Annotated in this window: 22 protein-coding genes; 8 read left to right on the forward strand and 14 right to left on the reverse strand. The window is 45.6% G+C overall.

The window, feature by feature from the left end:
- Positions 1–3: 3 nt before the first annotated feature.
- The gene (gene epmB / locus A9E74_RS05010) at positions 4–1,011 is read left to right on the forward strand and encodes an EF-P beta-lysylation protein EpmB (RefSeq protein WP_069295553.1); all 1,008 of its coding nucleotides are present in this window, start codon (positions 4–6) and stop codon (positions 1,009–1,011) included.
- Here the strand turns inward: epmB and A9E74_RS05015 are convergent.
- From A9E74_RS05015 to A9E74_RS05080, 14 genes are all read right to left on the reverse strand, one after another.
- Complete coding sequence (locus tag A9E74_RS05015; RefSeq protein ID WP_069295554.1) at positions 1,001–2,176, reverse strand: citrate synthase; 1,176 nt, start codon at positions 2,174–2,176, stop codon at positions 1,001–1,003. The genes epmB and A9E74_RS05015 overlap by 11 nt on opposite strands.
- A 112-nt stretch (positions 2,177–2,288) precedes the next feature.
- Positions 2,289–3,560: an NAD(P)/FAD-dependent oxidoreductase gene (locus A9E74_RS05020; protein ID WP_069295555.1), complete on the reverse strand. Its 1,272-nt coding sequence runs from the start codon at positions 3,558–3,560 to the stop codon at positions 2,289–2,291.
- A gap of 29 nt (positions 3,561–3,589) precedes the next feature.
- The gene (lipA, locus tag A9E74_RS05025; RefSeq protein WP_069295556.1) at positions 3,590–4,549 is read right to left on the reverse strand and encodes a lipoyl synthase; all 960 of its coding nucleotides are present in this window, start codon (positions 4,547–4,549) and stop codon (positions 3,590–3,592) included.
- Positions 4,546–5,160, reverse strand: coding sequence for a lipoyl(octanoyl) transferase LipB (gene lipB, locus A9E74_RS05030; RefSeq protein WP_069295557.1), 615 nt, complete (start codon positions 5,158–5,160; stop codon positions 4,546–4,548). The genes lipA and lipB overlap by 4 nt, the downstream gene beginning before the upstream one ends.
- Positions 5,160–5,435 (reverse strand): HP0495 family protein, encoded by a 276-nt coding sequence (locus A9E74_RS05035; protein ID WP_069295558.1) that lies wholly within the window; start codon positions 5,433–5,435, stop codon positions 5,160–5,162. Before A9E74_RS05035 ends, lipB begins: the two co-directional genes overlap by 1 nt.
- On the reverse strand, positions 5,435–6,280 hold the full coding sequence (dat, locus tag A9E74_RS05040; protein ID WP_069295559.1) for a D-amino-acid transaminase: 846 nt from the start codon (positions 6,278–6,280) through the stop codon (positions 5,435–5,437). Before dat ends, A9E74_RS05035 begins: the two co-directional genes overlap by 1 nt.
- Before the next feature lie 7 nt (positions 6,281–6,287).
- Positions 6,288–7,436, reverse strand: coding sequence for a D-alanyl-D-alanine carboxypeptidase family protein (locus A9E74_RS05045; RefSeq protein ID WP_069295560.1), 1,149 nt, complete (start codon positions 7,434–7,436; stop codon positions 6,288–6,290).
- Between the two features lie 24 nt (positions 7,437–7,460).
- The gene (locus A9E74_RS05050) at positions 7,461–8,312 is read right to left on the reverse strand and encodes a septal ring lytic transglycosylase RlpA family protein (protein ID WP_069295561.1); all 852 of its coding nucleotides are present in this window, start codon (positions 8,310–8,312) and stop codon (positions 7,461–7,463) included.
- Positions 8,309–9,289 carry a lytic murein transglycosylase B gene (gene mltB, locus A9E74_RS05055; protein ID WP_069295562.1) on the reverse strand — a complete coding sequence of 327 codons (981 nt, stop codon included), beginning with the start codon at positions 9,287–9,289 and terminating at the stop codon, positions 8,309–8,311. Before mltB ends, A9E74_RS05050 begins: the two co-directional genes overlap by 4 nt.
- On the reverse strand, positions 9,286–10,413 hold the full coding sequence (gene rodA, locus A9E74_RS05060) for a rod shape-determining protein RodA (RefSeq protein ID WP_069295589.1): 1,128 nt from the start codon (positions 10,411–10,413) through the stop codon (positions 9,286–9,288). Before rodA ends, mltB begins: the two co-directional genes overlap by 4 nt.
- Before the next feature lie 22 nt (positions 10,414–10,435).
- Positions 10,436–12,322, reverse strand: coding sequence for a penicillin-binding protein 2 (gene mrdA, locus A9E74_RS05065; RefSeq protein WP_069295563.1), 1,887 nt, complete (start codon positions 12,320–12,322; stop codon positions 10,436–10,438).
- Between the two features lie 2 nt (positions 12,323–12,324).
- Positions 12,325–12,801: a rod shape-determining protein MreD gene (mreD, locus tag A9E74_RS05070; RefSeq protein ID WP_069295564.1), complete on the reverse strand. Its 477-nt coding sequence runs from the start codon at positions 12,799–12,801 to the stop codon at positions 12,325–12,327.
- The gene (mreC, locus tag A9E74_RS05075) at positions 12,801–13,733 is read right to left on the reverse strand and encodes a rod shape-determining protein MreC (protein WP_281198089.1); all 933 of its coding nucleotides are present in this window, start codon (positions 13,731–13,733) and stop codon (positions 12,801–12,803) included. The genes mreD and mreC overlap by 1 nt, the downstream gene beginning before the upstream one ends.
- An 84-nt stretch (positions 13,734–13,817) precedes the next feature.
- Positions 13,818–14,864, reverse strand: coding sequence for a rod shape-determining protein (locus A9E74_RS05080; protein WP_041354692.1), 1,047 nt, complete (start codon positions 14,862–14,864; stop codon positions 13,818–13,820).
- A 120-nt stretch (positions 14,865–14,984) separates the two neighbouring features.
- On the opposite strand from A9E74_RS05080, the gene gatC reads away from it, so the two are divergent.
- The 7 genes from gatC (at position 14,985) to A9E74_RS05115 (ending at position 20,901) form a co-directional block, all read left to right on the forward strand.
- The gene (gene gatC / locus A9E74_RS05085; RefSeq protein WP_069295566.1) at positions 14,985–15,272 is read left to right on the forward strand and encodes an Asp-tRNA(Asn)/Glu-tRNA(Gln) amidotransferase subunit GatC; all 288 of its coding nucleotides are present in this window, start codon (positions 14,985–14,987) and stop codon (positions 15,270–15,272) included.
- A 20-nt stretch (positions 15,273–15,292) separates the two neighbouring features.
- The gene (gene gatA / locus A9E74_RS05090; RefSeq protein ID WP_069295567.1) at positions 15,293–16,747 is read left to right on the forward strand and encodes an Asp-tRNA(Asn)/Glu-tRNA(Gln) amidotransferase subunit GatA; all 1,455 of its coding nucleotides are present in this window, start codon (positions 15,293–15,295) and stop codon (positions 16,745–16,747) included.
- 161 nt (positions 16,748–16,908) lie between these two features.
- Positions 16,909–18,540, forward strand: a complete 1,632-nt coding sequence (locus A9E74_RS05095) for an acetolactate synthase large subunit (RefSeq protein ID WP_069295568.1) — start codon at positions 16,909–16,911, stop codon at positions 18,538–18,540.
- A gap of 8 nt (positions 18,541–18,548) precedes the next feature.
- Positions 18,549–19,052, forward strand: coding sequence for a peroxiredoxin family protein (locus tag A9E74_RS05100; RefSeq protein ID WP_069295569.1), 504 nt, complete (start codon positions 18,549–18,551; stop codon positions 19,050–19,052).
- A 124-nt stretch (positions 19,053–19,176) separates the two neighbouring features.
- The gene (rpmB, locus tag A9E74_RS05105) at positions 19,177–19,413 is read left to right on the forward strand and encodes a 50S ribosomal protein L28 (protein ID WP_069295570.1); all 237 of its coding nucleotides are present in this window, start codon (positions 19,177–19,179) and stop codon (positions 19,411–19,413) included.
- 11 nt (positions 19,414–19,424) lie between these two features.
- Complete coding sequence (gene rpmG / locus A9E74_RS05110; RefSeq protein ID WP_069295571.1) at positions 19,425–19,580, forward strand: 50S ribosomal protein L33; 156 nt, start codon at positions 19,425–19,427, stop codon at positions 19,578–19,580.
- Positions 19,581–19,686: 106 nt separating this feature from the next.
- Positions 19,687–20,901 (forward strand): EAL and HDOD domain-containing protein, encoded by a 1,215-nt coding sequence (locus A9E74_RS05115; RefSeq protein ID WP_069295572.1) that lies wholly within the window; start codon positions 19,687–19,689, stop codon positions 20,899–20,901.
- Positions 20,902–20,905 lie beyond the last annotated feature (4 nt).

The raw sequence follows: 20,905 nt of genomic DNA on the forward strand, positions 1-20,905 counted from the left end.
ACTATGATACCGCAATCGCAAGCTGACGTAATCTTTGCTGATTGGCAGGATGAATTAAGTCATGCCATTAAAACCCCTGCCCTATTGCTGCAAATGCTGGGGCTGGAAGATCGATTACAAGCGATTGATGCCGAGAGCTTAAAAAACTTTCCGCTAAGGGTGACGCAAAGTTATATCAATAAAATGCATTATGGTGATGTAAGTGACCCGCTGTTGCGTCAGGTGTTTCCACTGATTGATGAAAATATCGAGGTCGAGGGTTTCTCAGCCGATCCTGTGGGTGATCATCTGGCGATTAGCTCCCCCGGAATCTTGCATAAATATCAGGGCCGGGCGTTATTACTGACAACCGGAGCTTGTGCCATTCATTGCCGTTACTGTTTTCGCCGGCATTTTCCGTATAGCGAGAGCAACCCGTTGGCCAGTCAGTGGCAACAATCGATTGCTGCACTGCAAAAAGATTCCAGTATTCGAGAGGTCATTTTCAGCGGTGGCGATCCGCTGGCCTTAACCGACACAAAATTAGCCGCGATGGTAGAGGACCTAGAAAAAATCCCGCATATCAAACGTCTGCGAATTCATACACGGCTGCCATTAGTGCTGCCCAAACGGGTTACCAAAAACCTACTGAGCTGGATCAGCAACTCTACTTTAAGAGTGGTAATGGTGATTCATGCTAATCATGCCAATGAAATTGATGCTGAAACCGCTGAGGCGCTTTTGCAGTTACGTAATGCCGGTTGTGAGTTATTGAATCAAGCCGTTTTTTTACGTGGCGTTAATGATAATGCGGAAAGTTTAATCGCACTTAGCGAGAGGTTGAGCGAGGTTCAAGTAGTGCCTTATTACCTGCATTTACTCGATAAAGTAAAAGGTGCCAGTCATTTTGATGTGGCTGAACAGCAAGGAATAGAGCTCATTGCTGCCATGCGTCGCGAATTACCTGGCTACCTTGTGCCGCGCCTTGTGCGCGAGCAACAAGGTGAAGCCAGTAAAACTATTATTGCTTAGGCGCTTTTTTACGCTCAGACATTGGAATATATTCACGTTGTTCATGACCAACATAAATCTGTGTTGGACGATAAATACGGTTATTGGAAATCTGTTCACGCCAATGAGCCAACCAACCCGCTGAACGTGCTACTGCAAACAATGCGGTGAACTGATCTTCCGGAATACCCATTTCCGAATAAAGAATACCGGAATAGAAATCCACATTTGGATAAACGCCCTTATGCCCCAAACGATCCACACAAACTTCTTCGAGTTTCATCGCCGTGGCAAACATTTTATCCAATGAACCACCACGCTCTTCTACCAGCTTAGTTACCAGTTTGTGCAGGATAGTGGCACGCGGGTCTTTGACCTTATATTCACGATGCCCCATGCCCCAGATAACTTCTTTGTTGGCCAGTTTTTTATCAACCCAGGCTTCTACATTATCGGGTGATCCAATTTCTTGCAGCATGCCAACGACACGTTGATTGGCACCACCATGTAATGGACCGGAGAGTGTTCCAATCGCAGCAGAAATGACACTGTAAGGTGAGGCTAACGTTGAACCGGCAACCAATGCTGCAAATGTGGAAGCATTCAAAGTATGTTCAGCATGCAGAATCAGACAAACGTCCATAATTCGCGCCATCAGGCTATCCGGTTCTTTACCGGTAAACATATACAACAGGTTTTCCGCGACCGATAAATCATCACGCGGATTGATCGGATCATAACCTTGGCGCATGTGTTCCCACATAGCGACTAACGGGGCCATCTGGGCGATGATGTTGACCGTCATATTGCGGACATAGTCGATATCTTTACAGCTATCGGCATCGGTCAGACATTCAGTACCCGGATAGAACATACCCAAACTGCAAACTGCGGTTTGCAACATATCCATCGGATGACCGGTATGTGGGAAATGACGCATCATTTCGCGGATATGGTATTTGATACGATAACTGCTGCGCAGCTGTTTGGAAAAGCGATTTAACGCAGCTTTGGTGGGTAATTCGCCATCGAGTAACAATAGCGTAGTTTCTTCAAAAGTACTGTTGGTCGCCAGTGTTTCCAGTGGATAACCACGGTAACTAAGGATGCCCTTTTCACCATCAATAAATGAAATGGCTGATTTTGTGGCGGGCACACCTTCCAGGCCGGGTAAAAAATCGCTCATCTACTACCTCGTGTTTAAATCCAGCTGGTGGAGTTATTGAAATTGCGGGTCATTATACTGCAAAGGGAAAAGACCGAAACCCCGACCAAGCCAGTGCAGGGAAAGCTGAATCTCAGCCTAATGTATCAGCCCAGATATTTTCAGCCCAGCCTTGGGCGTAAAGTCCCTCCTGTTCACTGGCAGATTCAGAAACCCCGCCGCTAGGATGTGGGAGCATATCCCGACTGTCTTTATCATAACGATAAACTGCGGCAACATGTCCAGCTTGTTGTCCATCAACAAAACTGTAACAGGTATTACTGAATACCGGTTGTTGTTCGGGTAATTCATCACGTAACAAAGCGATAACGGCTGCCGCACAAACCTTGGCTTGCTGATTGGCAATATGTGCCGATTTTGGCACTTTAGCGGAAACCGCGTCACCGATTACATGTACGCGCTCAACGGCAGAAGATTCATAAGTTAAATAATCAACATCACACCAGCGGTTATCCACATTGATTACGCCAGCCATTGCTGCCACTCTACCTGCTTTTTGCGGCGGGATCACATTTAACACATCCGCTTTATAACTATCAAAAAAGCTTTCTACTTCCAGGCTAGCCACATCTACTGTTTCCAGCGGATTCATTGGTTGATATTCAATCAAGCCAGCATATTGCTGTTGCCATGAATCGGTAAATAACGCTTTTTTAGAAACGATATCCGGATTGGCATCCAAAATCAGTAATTTGCCCGTAGGATTATGATTTTTGAGATATAACGCTATCTGGCAGGCGCGTTCATATGGGCCGGGAGGACAACGAAATGGCGCTGCAGGCACGGTCATAATGACAACGCCGCCTGAACGCATGGCTTTAAGTTGATTGGCTAATACGACTGTTTGTGGTCCCGCTTTCCACGCATGTGGTACATGCAGTTGAGCCTGGGGCGAGGCCAGAATAGGCAACTGCTCATATATAAACTCCACCCCCGGCGCTATGATCAGCCGGTCATAATCCACCCGGCTGTCATCTGCCAACCACAGTTGACGCTTATCTGTATCAACTGCCGAGACTTCCGCTTGAATAAAGCGGATCGACCTGTCAGCTTGAAAATGCTCGTATTCATGGATCAGTTGCTGCAAACTCCGGTTACCGCTGAGGATCAGATTGCTTTGCGGACAGGAAATAAATTGGCTATTTTTTTCAATCAAGGTGATATCAAGTTCCGGCGCCCACATCGTCAGATAACGCGCTGCAGTGGCACCAGCAAAACCGCCACCGACTATGACTACTTTTTGTTTTTGACTGCGATAACAGGCAGTGGATAAACCCAATGGCATGGCTACCAAAGCCGATAAATAAGCTGCATTTTTTAACAATTGTCGACGCTTGATAGTCATATCAGAGCTCTCAGCTGTTAATTACTGACTTAGGATACCTTCTCGCCCTGCGCCTGTAGATCGGCATGATAGGATGAACGCACCATCGGTCCACTGGCCACATGTTCAAAGCCCATTGCCTTACCTGCTACTGCCAGCTCATCGAACTCTGCAGGGCTGACAAAACGCTCAACCGCCAGATGATGTCGGCTAGGTTGCAGATATTGACCCAGTGTCAGCATACGGCAACCATGATCTCGTAAATCCTGCATCACCTGTTTAACTTCATCAATGGTTTCCCCCAATCCCAGCATAAGACCAGATTTGGTGGGCACGTCAGGATGCATTTGCTGAAAGCGCTTAATTAAATCTAATGACCATTGGTAATCCGACCCTGGACGAACGGCTTTGTAGAGTCTGGGGATACTCTCAAGATTGTGATTGAAGATATCTGGTGGGTTGTCTGCCAAAATTTCTAAAGCTACATCCATACGTCCACGGAAATCGGGCACCAAAACTTCAATACGGGTTTGCGGTGATTGCTGACGAATTTCACTGATGCAGCGACTGAAATGAGCCGCGCCACCATCGCGTAAATCATCACGATCCACTGAGGTAACCACAACGTGTTTCAATTGCATGGCAGCAATGGTTTTTGCCAGATGATTCGGTTCATTTTCATCCAACGCATCGGGGCGACCATGCGCCACATCACAGAAAGGGCAACGTCTTGTACAGATATTGCCCATGATAAGAAACGTCGCAGTGCCGTGAGCAAAACATTCGCCGAGATTCGGGCAGGAAGCTTCTTCACACACAGTATGCAGATCATGATCACGCAGCATTTGTTTGATGCGCTGCACTTCCGGGGCACCTTGCGATTTGGCGCGGATCCACTCCGGTTTGCGTTTCGGATCGCTGGGTATGATTTTTATTGGAATGCGCGATACTTTTGAGGCACCTTTCAACGCTTTTACATCACGTTTTATCGGTTCAACTGTCTCAGTCATGTGTTGTTACCTTGTTGCATATGTGCGAGAAAAACAGAGACAAATTGCTGTTTTACTGCGGCCATATCGACCGTTGCACCTAATGTTTTCATATCGGTCATTTGCATCCCCGGATAACCGCATGGATTAATATCGGCAAATGGCTGCAGATCCATATCTACGTTCAAACTCAGGCCATGATAACAGGCGCCGCGTTTTACCCGTAATCCCAAAGAGGCAATCTTCGCCTCAGCACAATACACTCCCGGTGCATCTTTACGTGCATAGGCATCAATATTGTACTCAGCCAATAACGTAATCACGGTGTTTTCCAGACAGTTGATCATTTCGCGTACGCCCATTTTATGACGGCGTAAATCAATCAGTGGATAGACAATTAATTGTCCTGGGCCGTGGTAGGTTATCTGTCCACCACGATCCGTACGCACCACCGGAATCGAATTGTGTTTGAGCAGATGATTGTCATGACCATTAAATCCTTGGGTATAGACAGGATTATGTTCTAACAACCAAATTTCATCTTCGGTATGGTTATCTCGTTGCAACGTGAATTGCTGCATGGCTAGCCAGGTGGGCTGATAATCTCGTAAACCGAGATCCTGTATTTTCATCAGAGCACGTATTTAATGGCTTGATGACCACTGAGATCCTGATAAATCGCATCCAACTGCTTCTTACTGGTCGCTTCGATAACCACAGTAATGGAAGTAAATTTGCCTCCTGAACTTTGTTTGCTGGTGACAGCGCCTTCAGCAATATCGCCAGCATGGCGGCGAATAATCTCTACCACAATATTATCCAGTTCAGGATGACTCTCGCCCATAGCGATTACGGGATATTCGCAGGGAAATTCCAGTAAGGTTTCTTCTCCGCTTGCTTCACTCATCAAGCTACCTCTTGTTTGTATTGCTGAAACAGGGCATGCATTTGCTGCCAAATTGGTCCAGGCTTACCACTGCCAACAATTTCACCATCTAATAACGTGACTGGCACCACTTCTTTGGTAGAACTGCTAATCCAGATTTCATCAGCGTTACGCAGCGCGGATTCACTGACTGCCCTTTCATGCAATGGCATATCGGCTTTAGCCGCCAGTTCGATAATTAAATCACGGGTGATTCCCGGCAATACTTTTTCATCTTTTGGCGCGGTGAAAATAACACCATCAATTACCGCATAGGCATTGCTGGCTGAGCCTTCTGTCAGATAATTATCGCGAATCAACAACGCTTCCTGGGCACCGGCATCCTGAGCTTGTTGTTTCATCAAACTGTTCGCCAGCAAGGTTATTGCTTTGATATCACAACGCATCCAGCGAATATCTGCTGTGGTAATTGCTTTAATACCTTCGATTTTCCAACTCTCGGCAACCGGAAGTAACGGGTTACTCATCAAAAACACACTGGGAGCAACACCGACAGGAAAAATATGATCACGCGGCGCTACACCACGGGTGACCTGCAAATATAAGGATTGATCACCATTGTTATTTTTGGCAATTAAATCCTCAATAATTTGAGTCCACTGTTCATTAGAATGCGGATTTTCAATTCGAACGCCATGCAAGCTGTTTTGTAAACGCTGTAAATGGCGCTCCAGCAAAAAGGCTTTTCCGGCATACACCGGAATCACCTCATAAACACCATCACCTAATAAATATCCGCGATCATAGACCGATACTTGTGCTTTATCGGCGGGCAGGAATTCGCCATTGAGATAGACTGTTGGCACGTTTGTTTTAACCCCAAATAAGCATCAATAAGCTGTCGATGATCCGTCTCCACCAGCTGCCTTTTTCAACATCATTTACTGCGACTAATTTTTGTTGGGCAACCACTTCATCGCCCAGGCGAATTTCAACTTCTCCCAACTCTGTTCCTTTAGTAATCGGCGCTACTACAGGTTGCTGGATATTGGTAGACGCCTGTAAATCCTTATAACGTCCACGCGGTACGGTAATGGATAACGGTTGAGCCAAACCAAGGTTCAATTGGTTAGTTTCGCCCTTCCAGACTTTAGTTTGGGTAATTGCTTCATCTGCTGCATAAAGCTGATGAGTTTCAAAAAAGCGGAAACCGAAGTTAAACATCTTCTGGATTTCCTGGGCACGGGCATTCTCACTGGCGGTACCCATTACAACAGCCATCAAACGCATACCATCACGCTTGGCTGAAGCAGACAAACAATAACCGGCTTCTTCGGTGTGACCGGTTTTCAGGCCGTCGACCGTGTTATCACGCCATAACAGTTTGTTACGGTTATGTTGGGTAATACCGTTGTAGGTATATTCCTTCTCGGAATACCATTTGTAATGCTCGGGGAAATCACGAATCATTGCCGAAGAAAGAATAGCAATATCGTGTGCGGTGGTGTAATGCTCAGCGCCCGGTAAGCCAGTAGCATTTTCATAATTGGTGTTATACATGCCAAGTTTCTGCGCGTATTGATTCATCATCTGCGCAAACACTTCTTCACTACCAGCAACATGTTCTGCCAGAGCAACTGCAGCATCATTACCGGATTGCACGATCATGCCGCGAAATAATGCCTCAACAGTAACTTTGGTGTTCACTTCTATAAAGCTACGTGAACCAATCATGCGCCAGGCTTTCTCGCTGATTAACACTTCATCGTCAAGACTGATATTACCGTCATAAACTTCTTGTGACACCACATAAGAGGTCATCAATTTTGTGATACTGGCAGGTGGCAGGCGCTCGTCAGCATTGTGCGACATTAAGATCTGCCCACTGTCGTAATCCTGCAGAATATAGGCTGTACCAGCAATTGAAGGTGCAGTCGGATTAGGAGTGATCATGCCGGCTGTCGTAAGTGTTGAAACACTTAACAACACACCTGCAAGACTCATTTTTAACAATTTAATCATTGGTTACTCTCATTAATAAGCGTTTTATTCAGTGACAATTCGGGTTTCGGAAAACCCTAAATCCATTAATCTGCTAGCAATACGTTCACCATACTCAGCACTTTCGAACGGCCCCACTCTGACGCGATACAGTGGGGACTGCGAACGTTCAACTGTAGAAATATGCACCCGTTCTTCGATCTGTTGTTGAACTTGTTGCTTGATTTGCTCCGCCCGGCTCATGGTGCTGAATGCCCCGACCTGAAGAAACAATACGACTTTACCCATGGTGCTGGTAGGTGCAGCAACAGTATTGGCAGCGGGTATCGCTTTAGCAACAGTCTGCGGCGACGCGTTATTGGCAGATGCGGTTACATTACGTTGGGTAATGGCACGAACTTCGACATTACCAGTCCCCTTCGCGACAATCCCTAGTTTGGTGGCCGCACTATATGACAAATCGATCAAGCGGTCATCATGAAAGGGACCACGGTCATTAATCTTAACCACCACCTTACGTCCGTTATCCAAATTGGTGACTTCAGCATAACTGGGTAACGGCAGCGTTTTGTGCGCAGCAGTCATCGCATACATATCATAAGGCTCGCCACTGGAAGTACGTCGACCATGAAACTTGGTGCCGTACCAGGACGCTTTACCTCGTTCTACATACCCGTCACTGCTTGCCAACGTGTAATAACGCTTGCCAAACACTTCATAAGAAGCTGGATTGCCGTATTTACTACGTGGCTCATCGCGAGGTACCGCATCCGGAATATTGGCAACATCCGGCTTGACTCTAGGCGCACCATCTTTTTGTTCGGTGACAGTTCCACAGGACCAAAGCCCTGTGAGCATCACAGATAATGTCAAATACCTAACAATACCGCGCTTCATTTTGATGACTCATAACCATCACGAATCGCTTCTGAAAGCTGAATAACCGCCATGGCATACATACGGCTGTGGTTGTAACGGGTTATCGCATAAAAATTCTGGCGACCTAACCAGAGTTCTTCACCGCCAGGTTGGGTCAGACTGAATACCGTAATGGCATCATCACCTTCCGGCAAATCGGCAGTCGATAGTCCTGATTTGCGTAATTCTTCTCGGGTAACGCTTGGTTTTAAGCCACGATCAATTAAATCCTGTGGCAGATCACTTCCTTGATACTGAGTCGGATGCACCATAGTCTCGCCCGGCTGCCAACCATGACGGCGTAAATAATTGGCAATACTACCGATCGCATCGGTTGGATTGGTCCAGATATCACGATGACCATCACCATCAAAATCCACTGCATATTCACGGAAACTGCTCGGCATAAACTGCCCCAAGCCCATTGCGCCAGCATAGGAGCCCACCGGTTCCAGCTGCGACATTTCCTCTTCACGTGTCAGAATTAAAAAGTTTTTCAACTCTGAACGGAAAAAAGGACTGCGTGGTGGGTAACGAAATGCCAAAGTAGATAAGGCATCAACTACTCTAAAGCTGCCCATATTGCCACCAAAACGGGTTTCTACGCCTAGAATTGCCAGGATGATTTCAGCAGGTACGCCCAATTCTGCTTCGGCTCGCGCCAGAGCCTTTTCATGTTTTTTCCAATAGGCGATACCTGCGTTAATACGAGCTTGATCAAGGAAGATCTGTCGATATTCGTACCAGGGTTTGCTTTTCTCAGCGGGCCTCGAGATGGCTTTTAGAATGCTGTCCTTGACTTCAACCTGAGCAAACAGGGTTTCCAATTCTGCTCTATCAAAATCGTGCTCCTGCACCATTTCATTAATAAAAATATCCAAATCCGGTAACTCTGGATTGGCATATGCAGGTGTAAGCGCCAAGCTTAACAATGTGGCTGCAATGTGCTTCTTCACGGTGACATCATCCTCCGATGGGTGTGTATAGACATCAGGATACCGAACCCAGCCAACAAGGTCACCATTGATGTGCCTCCATAACTGATAAGTGGTAGCGGTACCCCGACAACAGGTAATAGACCAGTAACCATTCCAACATTTACAAAAACATAGACCAGAAACGTAATGGCAATACTGCCTGCCAATAATTTCATATAACTTAACTGCGCTTGAGCAGCGATATAAAGCCCTCTTGCCGTAATCAACAGATACACACTGATTAACACTATCAGCCCCACTAAACCAAATTCTTCTGCAATCACGGCAAAAATAAAATCGGTTGAACGTTCTGGTAAAAATTCCAGATGTGACTGTGTTCCCTGCAACCAGCCACGCCCATTTAAACCACCTGAACCAATGGCAATCTTTGACTGAATAATATGGTAACCGGCCCCTAATGGATCTGATTCCGGGTTAAATAAGGTCAGGACTCGGCGGCGCTGATAATCGTGCATGAAATACCATAAAACTGGCGCTGCTGATGCAATCAGCACCCCAAAACCCATTATTAATCGCCAGGACACACCCGATAAAAACACCACAATCAGTCCAGAACTGCCAATAAGCAATGCTGTTCCCAGATCCGGCTGCTTGCCGATCAACAACACAGGAATAGCAATCATTAACACGGCAAAAAATAATCTGGCAAAACTGGGCGGTAAAGGTCGTTCAGCCAAATAAACGGCTACCACAAGGGGCACGGCCAATTTCATGATTTCGGAAGGTTGAAAGCGGAAAAAGCCTAAATCCAGCCAGCGCTGAGCACCTTTACCAATAGTGCCAAACAACAACACCGCAATCAGCATTAAAACGCCAACAGCATAAATCCAGAAGGCGATATCCTTCAGTCGATCAGGATGTATTTGTGCCAGGATTATCATCACGATAATGGCAATGGTCATGCGTATTCCCTGGCGGATTAATAACCCAACATCCTCGCCACCACTGCTATATAACACCACAGCACTGAACAGCATCAGGGCCATTATCCCCAATATTAAAAACCCGTCCAGATGCATACGCTGTAGCAATGAGGACCATTGGAATCTGACTACCTTACGACGATCCTGCAAGTGGCTCATCGTTCTTGGCGGATTGCGACGCTCATTCAGTAATTGGCTCATCGCTCTCTTTCTCTATCTCAGTCTCTAGTCCAAAATACACATCAATTAATTTTCGGGCGATAGGTGCGGCAACAGCACTACCACTACCACCATTTTCGACGATTACAGAAATGGCAATTTCAGGGTTCTCTGCCGGTGCAAAAGCCACAAACAAGGCATGGTCATGCAGTTTTTTGGCAAGTGTTTCTGCATCGTATTTTGCATCTTGTGCGATCCCGAATACTTGAGCGGTACCGGTTTTTCCTGCAATTTCAAATGGCAGGTTTTCTCCAATGTGGCGTGCTGTACCACGTTTGCCATGTACTACTTCTATCATTGAATCGATGACCGCTTGCCAGTTACTGGTTTTTTGGATCGGTAAACTGTCGGCCTGTTGGGCACCAATTAATTGCATGCCTTCATCATTGTCCGATTTTGTCGCTCGCACCATTTGTGGGGTATAGACTGTTCCTAACATGCCCAAAGTTGCTGTTGCATGCGCCAATTGCACCGGGGTGGTCTGATTAAACCCCTGACCTATACCTGAAATCAAGGTTTCGCCTGGGAACCACGCCTGATTCCTCTGTGCGCGCTTCCACTCTCTTGATGGCGAAAGTCCTCTGCTTTCTCCAGGCACATCAATTCCTGATAGTTTGCCAAAGCCAAAATAATCAAGATAGTTATGCAGCCGATCTATCCCTAATGCGTGAGCTAAATCATAAAAATAAACATCGCAGGATTCTGCCATTGCACTTTTCAAATCTACATGGGCATGTCCTTGTCGACGCCAGCAACGATATCGATGGTCATGTCCTGGCAAGGTATAGAAACCGGGACAAAAGGTACGGCTTTGCTGGGTAACGACGTTTAACTCCAATCCAGCCAATGCCACAAATGGCTTGAAGGTGGAACCAGGTGGATAGTGTCCGCGTAAGGCTCTGTTGTAAAGGGGTTGCTCGGGGTTGTCGCGTAATTCAGCATAATCTTTGGTGCTAATGCCGGTGACAAAAGGATTCGGATCGTAGTCAGGCTTACTGACCAAAGCCAAAACACCCCCGTTGCGGGTATCCAACACCACTACCGAACCGTTGTATTCACCCAAAGCTTCAGAAGCTGCTCGCTGTAAATTTATATCCAGATGCAGATATATATCCTGTCCTGCCGTAGCGGGTTCGCTGAACAGCTCTCTGACAGTTCTGCCTTGCACATTGGTTTCAACTTGACGATAGCCTACTGTGCCGTGCAAAAGATCTTCGTATTGTTTTTCAACCCCACTCTTACCAATCTGTAAGGTGCCTTTATAATTCTGCCGATCGATAACCTGCATTTCTTGCTGATTAATGCGTCCAACATAGCCAACAGAATGTCCAAAAAGCATCCCATGAGGATAATGACGAATCAGTCGACCAACCACATCAACTCCCGGGAATCGATGTCGATTAACTGAAAACAGTGCAACTTCTTTTTGCGTTAGCTGGTTACGGACCACGATTTCTTCAAAAGCCCGATGGCGTTTACGACGTTCTTTAAATGCCTCGATATCCTCTTCAGTTAACGCCAGTAACTCGGCCAGCTCGGCGATTGTTTCATCCAGATTCTTAACTTTTTCCGGGATCAGTTCCAAGCTGAAGGTGGGGATGTTCTCTGCCAGCAACACACCATTCCGATCATAGATAAGGCCACGCTGAGGAGGTAAGGGTTCAATAGCGACACGATTGCGATTGGATAGCGAATCAAAATGTTCAAATTCAACAATTTGTAGCATCACCAAGCGAAAAATGATGATGCCAAACAAAATAATGAAGAAAAGCCCGGCAAATATAAGCCGGTTACTGACCAGTCGGCTTTCACGAAAATGATCTTTAAGCCGGTGACGGGGATCAATCACGATCAACTCACCTGAAAACTACGACGTATTTTCCTTAATACGGCATATACCAATGGCCAAACCAACGTACTGGTTAATAAGGTCATCCAATTAGCCCAGCTAAAGCTGATAGGCGCGTTAAACATGACAGTAAAGTGCACCAGGAAAACCAACGACAATATAGTAATAGCTTGTTGCCAGAGAGGATATTGACGAATCTGCAAATGTAAACGACCCACCAGATAAATCACCAAAGAATAGGCAAATGCATGAATACCTAATACACCACCGGTTACGACATCCACCACCAATCCCGTTAACCATGCAACGCCAATACTGACGCGCTGGGGTAAAGCCATCGCCCAGTAAATCAAGGTCATCACTACCCATTCAGGCCGGGCATAACGCAAATTATCAGGCAAAGGCACCAGCATTAATAAAATGGCAATCAGCAAAGTGACGTAAATTACACTGCTGTGTTGAGACTTAACCATTACCATCAGTTACCGTCCTCAACTGGCGTGTCAGCATCATTTTCGACCGGCTGATCTGGCAAACTTTGCCCATCGCTGCTTTCAATCTGCAAAGGGTAGGTAATACCAAAATCGATTTTTTCACCTGGAAGCACCAACATAACTTCTCGGCTGGTCGATAAACGAGCCGCGGGTGCGACGGCTATTTCAGCAAAAGATTTACCTTGAGGGAAGTCGACCGAAATAACTGAGCCAACCGGATAACCCACTGGGAAGCGCCCCCCCAAACCCGAGGTTACTAGCAGATCGCCAACTCGTACATCGGCATTATGCGGTAAGAACTCCATCTGCAGCGATTCACCAAGACCACGACCAGTGACCACAGCGCGTAAGCCATTTCGGACAATTTGCACTGGAATACTGTGGCTAGGATCGGTGAGTAACACAACACGACTGGAAAACTGACTGACCTCCGCTACTTGGCCCATCACTCCTAATGAATCGAGCACGGGTTGACCATCATAAACACCAAACGCTACGCCTTTATCAATGATGACATGCTGGTAAAAGGGATCTAAATCGACACTCAGCAATTCGGCTACCTGAACCCGTTCCTGTAAACGAAATGACGAACCGAGCAGTTCACGCAAACGCATATTCTCACTTTCTAATGCCTGCATTTTTTGCATGCGGACACTGTTGGTCAGGTTTTGTGCTTCCAACGTCATGATTTGTTCACGCAGTTGCTGGTGGCCCTGAAACAGTTCACTAAACCAACTGACGATATCATCTGGCATAGAAGCAATTTTCTGTACCGGATAAACCACCGTCGAGAGGCTTGCCCTGATGGGCTTGAAATAATCCAGTCGTGTATCGAGAAAATACAGCAAAACGGACGCGACTATTGCAAGTAGCATCCGGGTATTTAACGACGGTGTTTGGGTAAATAGCGGTTTAATGGCTCAGTTCCGAAAATGAAAAGACCTTCACAAACAAACTTGCTATTTGTAAAGGTCAAATACCAACATCAATCTTACTGAAGGCTATTCAAACGTAAATACGTCGCTCCCGCGTTCATCAATAAGTTCTAACGCGCGACCACCACCTCTGGCAACACAGGTCAACGGGTCTTCTGCAACAATGGCTGGCAACCCCGTTTCTTCCATCAGTAAGCGATCTAAATCTCTTAATAAAGCACCACCACCGGTCAGCACGATACCGCGCTCAGCAACGTCAGCACCCAGTTCTGGAGGTGTTTGTTCCAATGCTGTTTTAACCGCAGCAACAATACCGGCTAATGGATCTTGTAAAGCTTCAAGTATTTCATTGCTGTTCAAAGTAAAGCTACGGGGAATACCTTCGGCCAAATTACGGCCACGTACTTCCATTTCTCTGACTTCATTACCAGGATACGCTGAGCCGATTTCTTTTTTGATTTTTTCAGCGGTCGCTTCACCAATCAGCGTGCCGTAATTACGACGTACATAATTGACAATGGCTTCGTCGAACAGGTCTCCACCAATCCGCACCGAGGCTGAATAAACAATACCGTTCAGCGAGATAATCGCGACTTCTGTGGTACCGCCACCAATATCCAAAACCATTGAACCACTGGCTTCTTCTACCGGCATGCCCGCACCAATTGCGGCAGCCATCGGCTCTTCAATTAGAAATACATCGCGTGCTCCGGCACCGGCAGCGGATTCACGAATCGCACGACGTTCGACTTGAGTAGAACCACAAGGAACACAAACTAAAACGCGCGGGCTTGGTTTTAAAAAACGTCCTTCATGCACTTTACGAATAAAATGCTGCAACATTTTTTCGGTGACAGTGAAATCAGCGATAACGCCGTCTTTCAAAGGACGAATCGCGGTGATATTACCAGGCGTACGACCTAACATTCTTTTTGCTTCTGCACCTACTGCAGCAATCGAACGCGGACCGCCCGGCCCTTTATCCTGTCGAATTGCCACTACTGAGGGCTCATCCAAAACGATGCCCCGTCCTCGCACATATATCAGCGTATTAGCTGTACCCAGATCGATAGACAGATCGTTAGAGAATATCCCGCGTAAACGTTCAAACATTGAAGAAACCACATCCGGAAGAGGTAAAATGAGTACTTTAGCAATGCTCAGGTCTGTTGGGCAAGCAACTAATCATTTAAACTTCAACTTTGTGAAATCGATTAACTTACGGGACGACTGATGAGTTTAGATAAATCCGATGTAGAAAAAATCGCGCATCTTGCGCGGCTCGCCATTGATGAAAGCACCATTCCTGATTATGCCCGCGACTTGAATAATATCCTCAATCTGGTTGAGCAGATGAGTGCTGTGGATACCGATGCAGTCAGTCCAATGGCGCATCCTCTGGATGCTCACCAAAGACTGCGCGAAGACGTTGTGTCCGAAACGGATCAACGTGAATTATTCCAGTCTATCGCCCCGAAAACAGAAGCAGGTGTCTATCTGGTTCCTCAGGTCATCGAATAAATTCCAACACAGGCAAGCACATGCATAACAAAACTCTATCTGAACTTTCGGCTTTGCTGCACAACGGTGACATCACCAGTGTGGAATTAACCAAACATTTTCTGAATCGCATCAAAACGCATAATGGCAACTTGAATGCCTTTATCAGCATTACTGAGGAAAGTGCGCTGGCACAGGCCGCGGCCGCTGATAAACAATTTGCCGATAAAACAGCTGGTAAATTGACCGGTATTCCAATGGCGCATAAAGATATTTTCTGCACCAAAGGTGTTCGTACCAGTTGCGCCTCGAAAATGCTCGATAAATTTGTCGCGCCATATGACGCTACCGTGGTTGAAAAAATCGCTGCCAGCGGCATGGTCATGTTGGGTAAAACCAATATGGACGAATTCGCTATGGGTTCATCTAATGAAACCAGCTTTTACGGCCCGGTTAAAAACCCTTGGGATACTGAACGCGTTCCTGGTGGTTCATCTGGCGGTTCTGCTGCCGCTGTTGCCGCACGTCTTGCCCCTATTGCCACTGGAACGGATACCGGTGGCTCGATTCGTCAGCCCTCTTCTTTGTGTAATTTAACCGGTCTGAAACCAACTTATGGACGAGTTTCCCGTTACGGCATGATTGCTTTCGCATCCAGTCTTGATCAGGCGGGACCGATGGCAGCCAATGCTGAAGATGCGGCGTTATTGTTAAACGTAATGTCGGGTTTTGATGAGCGGGATTCCACCAGCGTGGAACGTGATGTTCCAGATTACACGACTAATCTGAATGATTCTTTAGAAGGTCTGCGCATTGGTCTGCCAAAAGAATATTTCGGCGAAGGTCTGGATGCAGATGTGGCAGCAACCATTGATGCAGCAATTAAAGAATTTGAAAAACTTGGTGCTACTGTTAAAGAAATCAGTTTGCCCAATACAGCTTTGGCGATACCAACCTATTATGTTGTCGCCCCCGCAGAATGCTCATCCAATCTGTCACGGATGGATGGTGTTCGTTTTGGTCATCGTTGTGATGATCCGAAAGATTTGCAGGATCTTTATCAGCGTTCTCGTGGCGAAGGTTTTGGTGATGAAGTTAAACGTCGCATTATGATCGGCACCTATGCATTGTCTGCCGGATATTACGATGCCTATTATCTTAAAGCTCAGAAATGTCGCCGTCTAATCAGCGATGATTTTCAGCAAGCCTTTGAAGAAGTTGATGTCATCATGGGCCCTACCGCACCGACAACAGCCTTTAAACTGGGTGATAAAACCGATGATCCGGTTGCGATGTATCTGGCGGATATCTATACCATCAACACTAATCTAGCTGGATTGCCAGGCATGTCGATTCCGGCTGGTTTCGCTGGAGGATTACCTGCAGGGCTGCAAATTATTGGTAATTATTTCGATGAAGCACGTTTACTCAATGTCGCCCATCGTTACCAACAAGTCACCGATTGGCACAAGCAAATACCTAAAGCATTTCAGTAATAACTAAGGGGCGAAAGCCCCTTTTTAGGGAAATTTTTTATAAAAAATCACGAGTTATTTAACGGTTGTTATTCACGTCAATAACAATCAAATCAGCCTCTCGCATGCCGCAAATAAAAAAGGGTATGCTTGCGCCAAGGCAATTTAACGGAGTCATATTAATGAAAGCAGCAGAGCTATTTGTGCGCACACTGGAAAACGAGGGTGTTGAATATGTTTTCGGTATTCCGGGTGAGGAAAATCTGGATGTAATGGATGCCTTACTGGACTCGAAAATTAAATTTATCACCACCCGCCATGAACAAGGTGCTGCTTTTATGGCCGATGTGTATGGCCGATTAACCGGCCGTGCCGGAGTTTGTATGGCAACGCTGGGACCTGGTGCAACCAATCTGATTACTGGCGTCGCGGATGCCAATATGGATCATGCTCCCTTAGTAGCGATTGCCGGACAGGCTTCCACCAATCGTCTGCATAAAGAATCACATCAGGTGCTTAACCTTGAAGCGATGTTTCTGCCGATCACCAAATACTCCACTCGCATTGTGAGCCCTGAAGTTATTCCAGAAATCGTTCGTAAAGCCTTTAAAGTGGCGCAGACCGAAAAAACCGGTGCCTGCTTTATTGAATTTCCAGAAAATATTGCCGAGATGGAAATTGATGATGCGCCGTTAAGAGTAAAACATGCCACGCCTCCAGAACCGGCTGCAGAGCATATCGAACGCGCCGCAGAATTAATCTCTAATGCAAAAAATCCGATTATCCTGGCCGGTAATGGTGTCGTTCGTGCGAATGCATCAAAAGCCTTAACCGAGTTTGCCGAAAAACTGGGTATCCCGGTTGCCAATACCTTCATGGCGAAAGGCGTTATTCCGTTTGGTCATTCCATGTCGCTGGGCAGTGTCGGTTTGCAATCCAATGATTATGTAAGTACCGGATTCGCCAATGCCGATGTGATTATCTGTATTGGTTATGACATGGTCGAATACCATCCTTATCTTTGGCATCCATCACGCGATCGTACGCTGATCCATATTGATACAACTCATGCTGAAGTTGATGCTTATTACAGTGTCGTTCTGGGTGTAGTGGGAAATATTACGCACAGTTTAAATCGTATCGCTGCATTAACAACGCCGCATGAGGGCAAAGCCATGCGTACATTGCGTGATAGTTTGATTGCTGAAATGAATCATCATCGCCGTGATACTGAATTTCCAGTTAAGCCACAGAAAATCATCTGGGATCTGCGTACCGCAATGCATCTTGAAGATATCGTGATATGTGATGTCGGTGCGCACAAAATGTGGATGTCACGTATGTTCCGCTGTGAATATCCCAACACCTGTATTATCTCCAACGGCTTTGCCAGCATGGGTATTGCAGTACCTGGCGCAATTGCCGCCAAACTGGCCTATCCTGAACGCAAGGTGGTGGCAGTAACAGGAGATGCCGGGTTCTTGATGAACTCGCAGGAAATTGAAACCGCCATGCGCTTGAATATCGCTATCGTCATTTTAATTTGGAATGACGCCAGTTACGGTTTAATCGAGTGGAAACAGCAAAACCAGTTTGGTCGTACCAGTAATGTGAAATTCGGCAATCCGGATTTTGTACAATATGCGCAATCATTTGGTGCCACTGGTGTCAGAGTGAACAAGACCGAAGATTTGATTACAGTTTTAAAAGAAGCATTGGACAGTAACACCGTTACCGTCATCGACTGTCCGGTAGACTACCGGGAAAACCTGAAACTGACCGAATCTCTAAGTCAATTAACCCAGCCAAACTGAGAGAAAACATGAAGTCTGGAAAACGTTTTATTACCTTTATTGCCGCCCTGTTTGCTGTTTTATTTATTGTATTTTTGTATAGAAATGCCACAGCACCCGCTTATACCGAACTGCAGTTTGAAGATGTCGATGGTGAAATACATCATTTCAGCGATTACGCTGGTAAGCCGATATTAATGATTTTTTGGGCTACGGACTGCCCCGCTTGTGTACAGGAATTGCCCGAATTAATTGCTTTGCATGAAGAATATGCTGCAAAAGGTTTGGTAATGCTTGGAGTTTCTTTGCCACATGACACACCATCGCATATCAAAGCTATGCGTGAAGCTCGGGGTTTGCCTTATACGCTGGTCTGGGACAGTGAAGGTGAAATTTCAAGCGCATTTAATAATGTAAGAGTGACCCCCACTCATTACCTGATTTCGCCAGAAGGTAAAATTGTCATGCGCAAAATTGGCGTACTTGATAAAGATAGCGTTTCAGCCCAGCTCGACAGAATGGGCCTTAGCTAATTTATAGCGGAAAACTGCTACACATCAGATAGCACATATGGTATAAAGTCCGGCTTAGTTTATTCAGAATGATGCGTTGGCAGGACGCGTCAGTCACTAAAAATGCATCAGGAGCAGGATTAACATGTCCAGAGTATGTCAGGTAACGGGCAAACGCCCTATGAGCGGAAACAATGTTTCACACGCTCACAACAAAACAAAACGCCGTTTCCTACCTAACCTTCACTCACACCGTTTTTGGGTTGAGTCTGAAAATCGTTGGGTAAAATTGCGTGTCAGCAATCATGGTCTGCGTATCATTGATAAAAGAGGTATTGATACCGTTTTATCTGATCTCCGTAGCCGCGGCGAAAAATTCTAAGGAGTTAGGACATGCGCGATAAAATCAAATTAGTTTCATCAGCAGGTACAGGTCACTTTTATACTACTGATAAAAACAAACGCACCATGCCGGAAAAAATGGAGATCAAAAAGTTTGATCCTGTTATCCGTCAACATGTGATGTATAAAGAAGCAAAAATCAAATAATTTTAGTGTTAACTGCTTCTAAAAAAACCCGCTATTTAATGCGGGTTTTTTTTTGAATCAGGTAAAATAAAAAAGGAGTTATTCCTTACATCTTCAGGAAAAAAATATGTGCGTCGTTGCACCGCGTGTGATTATTGGCCGTCAACCAATTTATGATCGTGATTTGAATGTTTATGCTTATGAACTTTTATTTCGAGCTGGTAGGAGCAATACTTCTGGGGTAACCGCTGAAAATGCTGATATGGCAACCAGTCGAGTTATTAATCATGCCTTTATGGAACTTGGCATCGAACGTGTTATTGGTGAACATATCGGTTTTATTAATCTCACACGTAACTTTTTACTCAGTGATGATCCCATTCCATTTACTCAGGAAAAAATTGTCCTTGAAGTGCTTGAGGATATCGAAATAGATCAATCCTTGCTCGATGCAGTAAAAAAACTGGTTTATCAAGGATATACATTGGCGCTGGATGATTTTATCTATAACGATAAACTTAAACCATTGGTCAAAATGGCTAAAATTATTAAAGTCGATATTCTCGATGTTGACGAAGAGAAATTAACCAGACACGTTCATGAACTGAAACACTACCCTGTTCGTCTGTTAGCCGAAAAGATCGAAACCCGTGAACAATTCAATTTATGTATGCAGCTTGGATTTGAATTGTTTCAAGGCTATTACTTCTGTCGTCCAACCATCATTGAAGACAAGCCTGTACCGGAAAATCACTTCAAATTATTTCAAATTATCGAACGGCTTCAAGATCCCAATGTTGAATTCTCAGAAATCGAAAGGTTAATTCTGCAGGAAGTGGGACTCAGTTATAAACTTCTCAGGTTATTAAATTCTGCCGCGATAGGATTGCGCAGAAAAATAGACTCTATCCAGCAGGGCTTGATTATTCTTGGTCTCAAAGCTATCAAAACCTGGACAACTTTAATTGCATTAAATGCTATTGAATCTGTGCCAGCAGAGTTAATGACCCACGCATTAATCCGCGCCAAAATGTGTGAAAAATTAGCTCCAAATTATGGCTTCTCTGATGAGACTGGATTCCTGACCGGTATGTTCTCTAATATTGATGTGATGATTGGCATGCCAATGGAACATCTAATGATTTCACTGCCTCTCAATGGTGAATTAAAGTTAGCGTTAACCCATCGCGGTGGGCCTTTGGGCAAACTACTCGATATGGTTATTGCTTATGAGCAGGGCCAGTGGGATGTCATAGATACTCAAGATTTTTCACTAGAAAGCTTGAGTGATATTTATGTAGAAGCAACGGAGTGGACGATTCAGACCAAAACCGTATTATAGTGCG

Origin of the sequence: Methylophaga muralis, from assembly GCF_001720165.1 — a bacterium.
Taxonomy (GTDB): domain Bacteria; phylum Pseudomonadota; class Gammaproteobacteria; order Nitrosococcales; family Methylophagaceae; genus Methylophaga; species Methylophaga muralis.

What these genes read in the sequence shown, in the direction of transcription:
- A9E74_RS05015 (WP_069295554.1), bottom strand. Translation starts at nt 2,176, where the DNA reads ATGAGCGATTTTTTACCCGGCCTGGAAGGTGTGCCCGCCACAAAATCA.
- epmB (WP_069295553.1), top strand. Translation starts at nt 4, where the DNA reads ATGATACCGCAATCGCAAGCTGACGTAATCTTTGCTGATTGGCAGGAT.
- A9E74_RS05115 (WP_069295572.1), top strand. Translation starts at nt 19,687, where the DNA reads ATGTGCGTCGTTGCACCGCGTGTGATTATTGGCCGTCAACCAATTTAT.
- gatC (WP_069295566.1), top strand. Translation starts at nt 14,985, where the DNA reads ATGAGTTTAGATAAATCCGATGTAGAAAAAATCGCGCATCTTGCGCGG.
- A9E74_RS05035 (WP_069295558.1), bottom strand. Translation starts at nt 5,435, where the DNA reads ATGAGTGAAGCAAGCGGAGAAGAAACCTTACTGGAATTTCCCTGCGAA.
- A9E74_RS05050 (WP_069295561.1), bottom strand. Translation starts at nt 8,312, where the DNA reads ATGAAGCGCGGTATTGTTAGGTATTTGACATTATCTGTGATGCTCACA.
- rpmG (WP_069295571.1), top strand. Translation starts at nt 19,425, where the DNA reads ATGCGCGATAAAATCAAATTAGTTTCATCAGCAGGTACAGGTCACTTT.
- mreD (WP_069295564.1), bottom strand. Translation starts at nt 12,801, where the DNA reads ATGGTAATGGTTAAGTCTCAACACAGCAGTGTAATTTACGTCACTTTG.
- rpmB (WP_069295570.1), top strand. Translation starts at nt 19,177, where the DNA reads ATGTCCAGAGTATGTCAGGTAACGGGCAAACGCCCTATGAGCGGAAAC.
- rodA (WP_069295589.1), bottom strand. Translation starts at nt 10,413, where the DNA reads ATGAGCCACTTGCAGGATCGTCGTAAGGTAGTCAGATTCCAATGGTCC.
- A9E74_RS05100 (WP_069295569.1), top strand. Translation starts at nt 18,549, where the DNA reads ATGAAGTCTGGAAAACGTTTTATTACCTTTATTGCCGCCCTGTTTGCT.
- lipA (WP_069295556.1), bottom strand. Translation starts at nt 4,549, where the DNA reads ATGACTGAGACAGTTGAACCGATAAAACGTGATGTAAAAGCGTTGAAA.
- A9E74_RS05020 (WP_069295555.1), bottom strand. Translation starts at nt 3,560, where the DNA reads ATGACTATCAAGCGTCGACAATTGTTAAAAAATGCAGCTTATTTATCG.
- A9E74_RS05045 (WP_069295560.1), bottom strand. Translation starts at nt 7,436, where the DNA reads ATGATTAAATTGTTAAAAATGAGTCTTGCAGGTGTGTTGTTAAGTGTT.
- A9E74_RS05095 (WP_069295568.1), top strand. Translation starts at nt 16,909, where the DNA reads ATGAAAGCAGCAGAGCTATTTGTGCGCACACTGGAAAACGAGGGTGTT.
- lipB (WP_069295557.1), bottom strand. Translation starts at nt 5,160, where the DNA reads ATGAAAATACAGGATCTCGGTTTACGAGATTATCAGCCCACCTGGCTA.
- A9E74_RS05080 (WP_041354692.1), bottom strand. Translation starts at nt 14,864, where the DNA reads ATGTTTGAACGTTTACGCGGGATATTCTCTAACGATCTGTCTATCGAT.
- gatA (WP_069295567.1), top strand. Translation starts at nt 15,293, where the DNA reads ATGCATAACAAAACTCTATCTGAACTTTCGGCTTTGCTGCACAACGGT.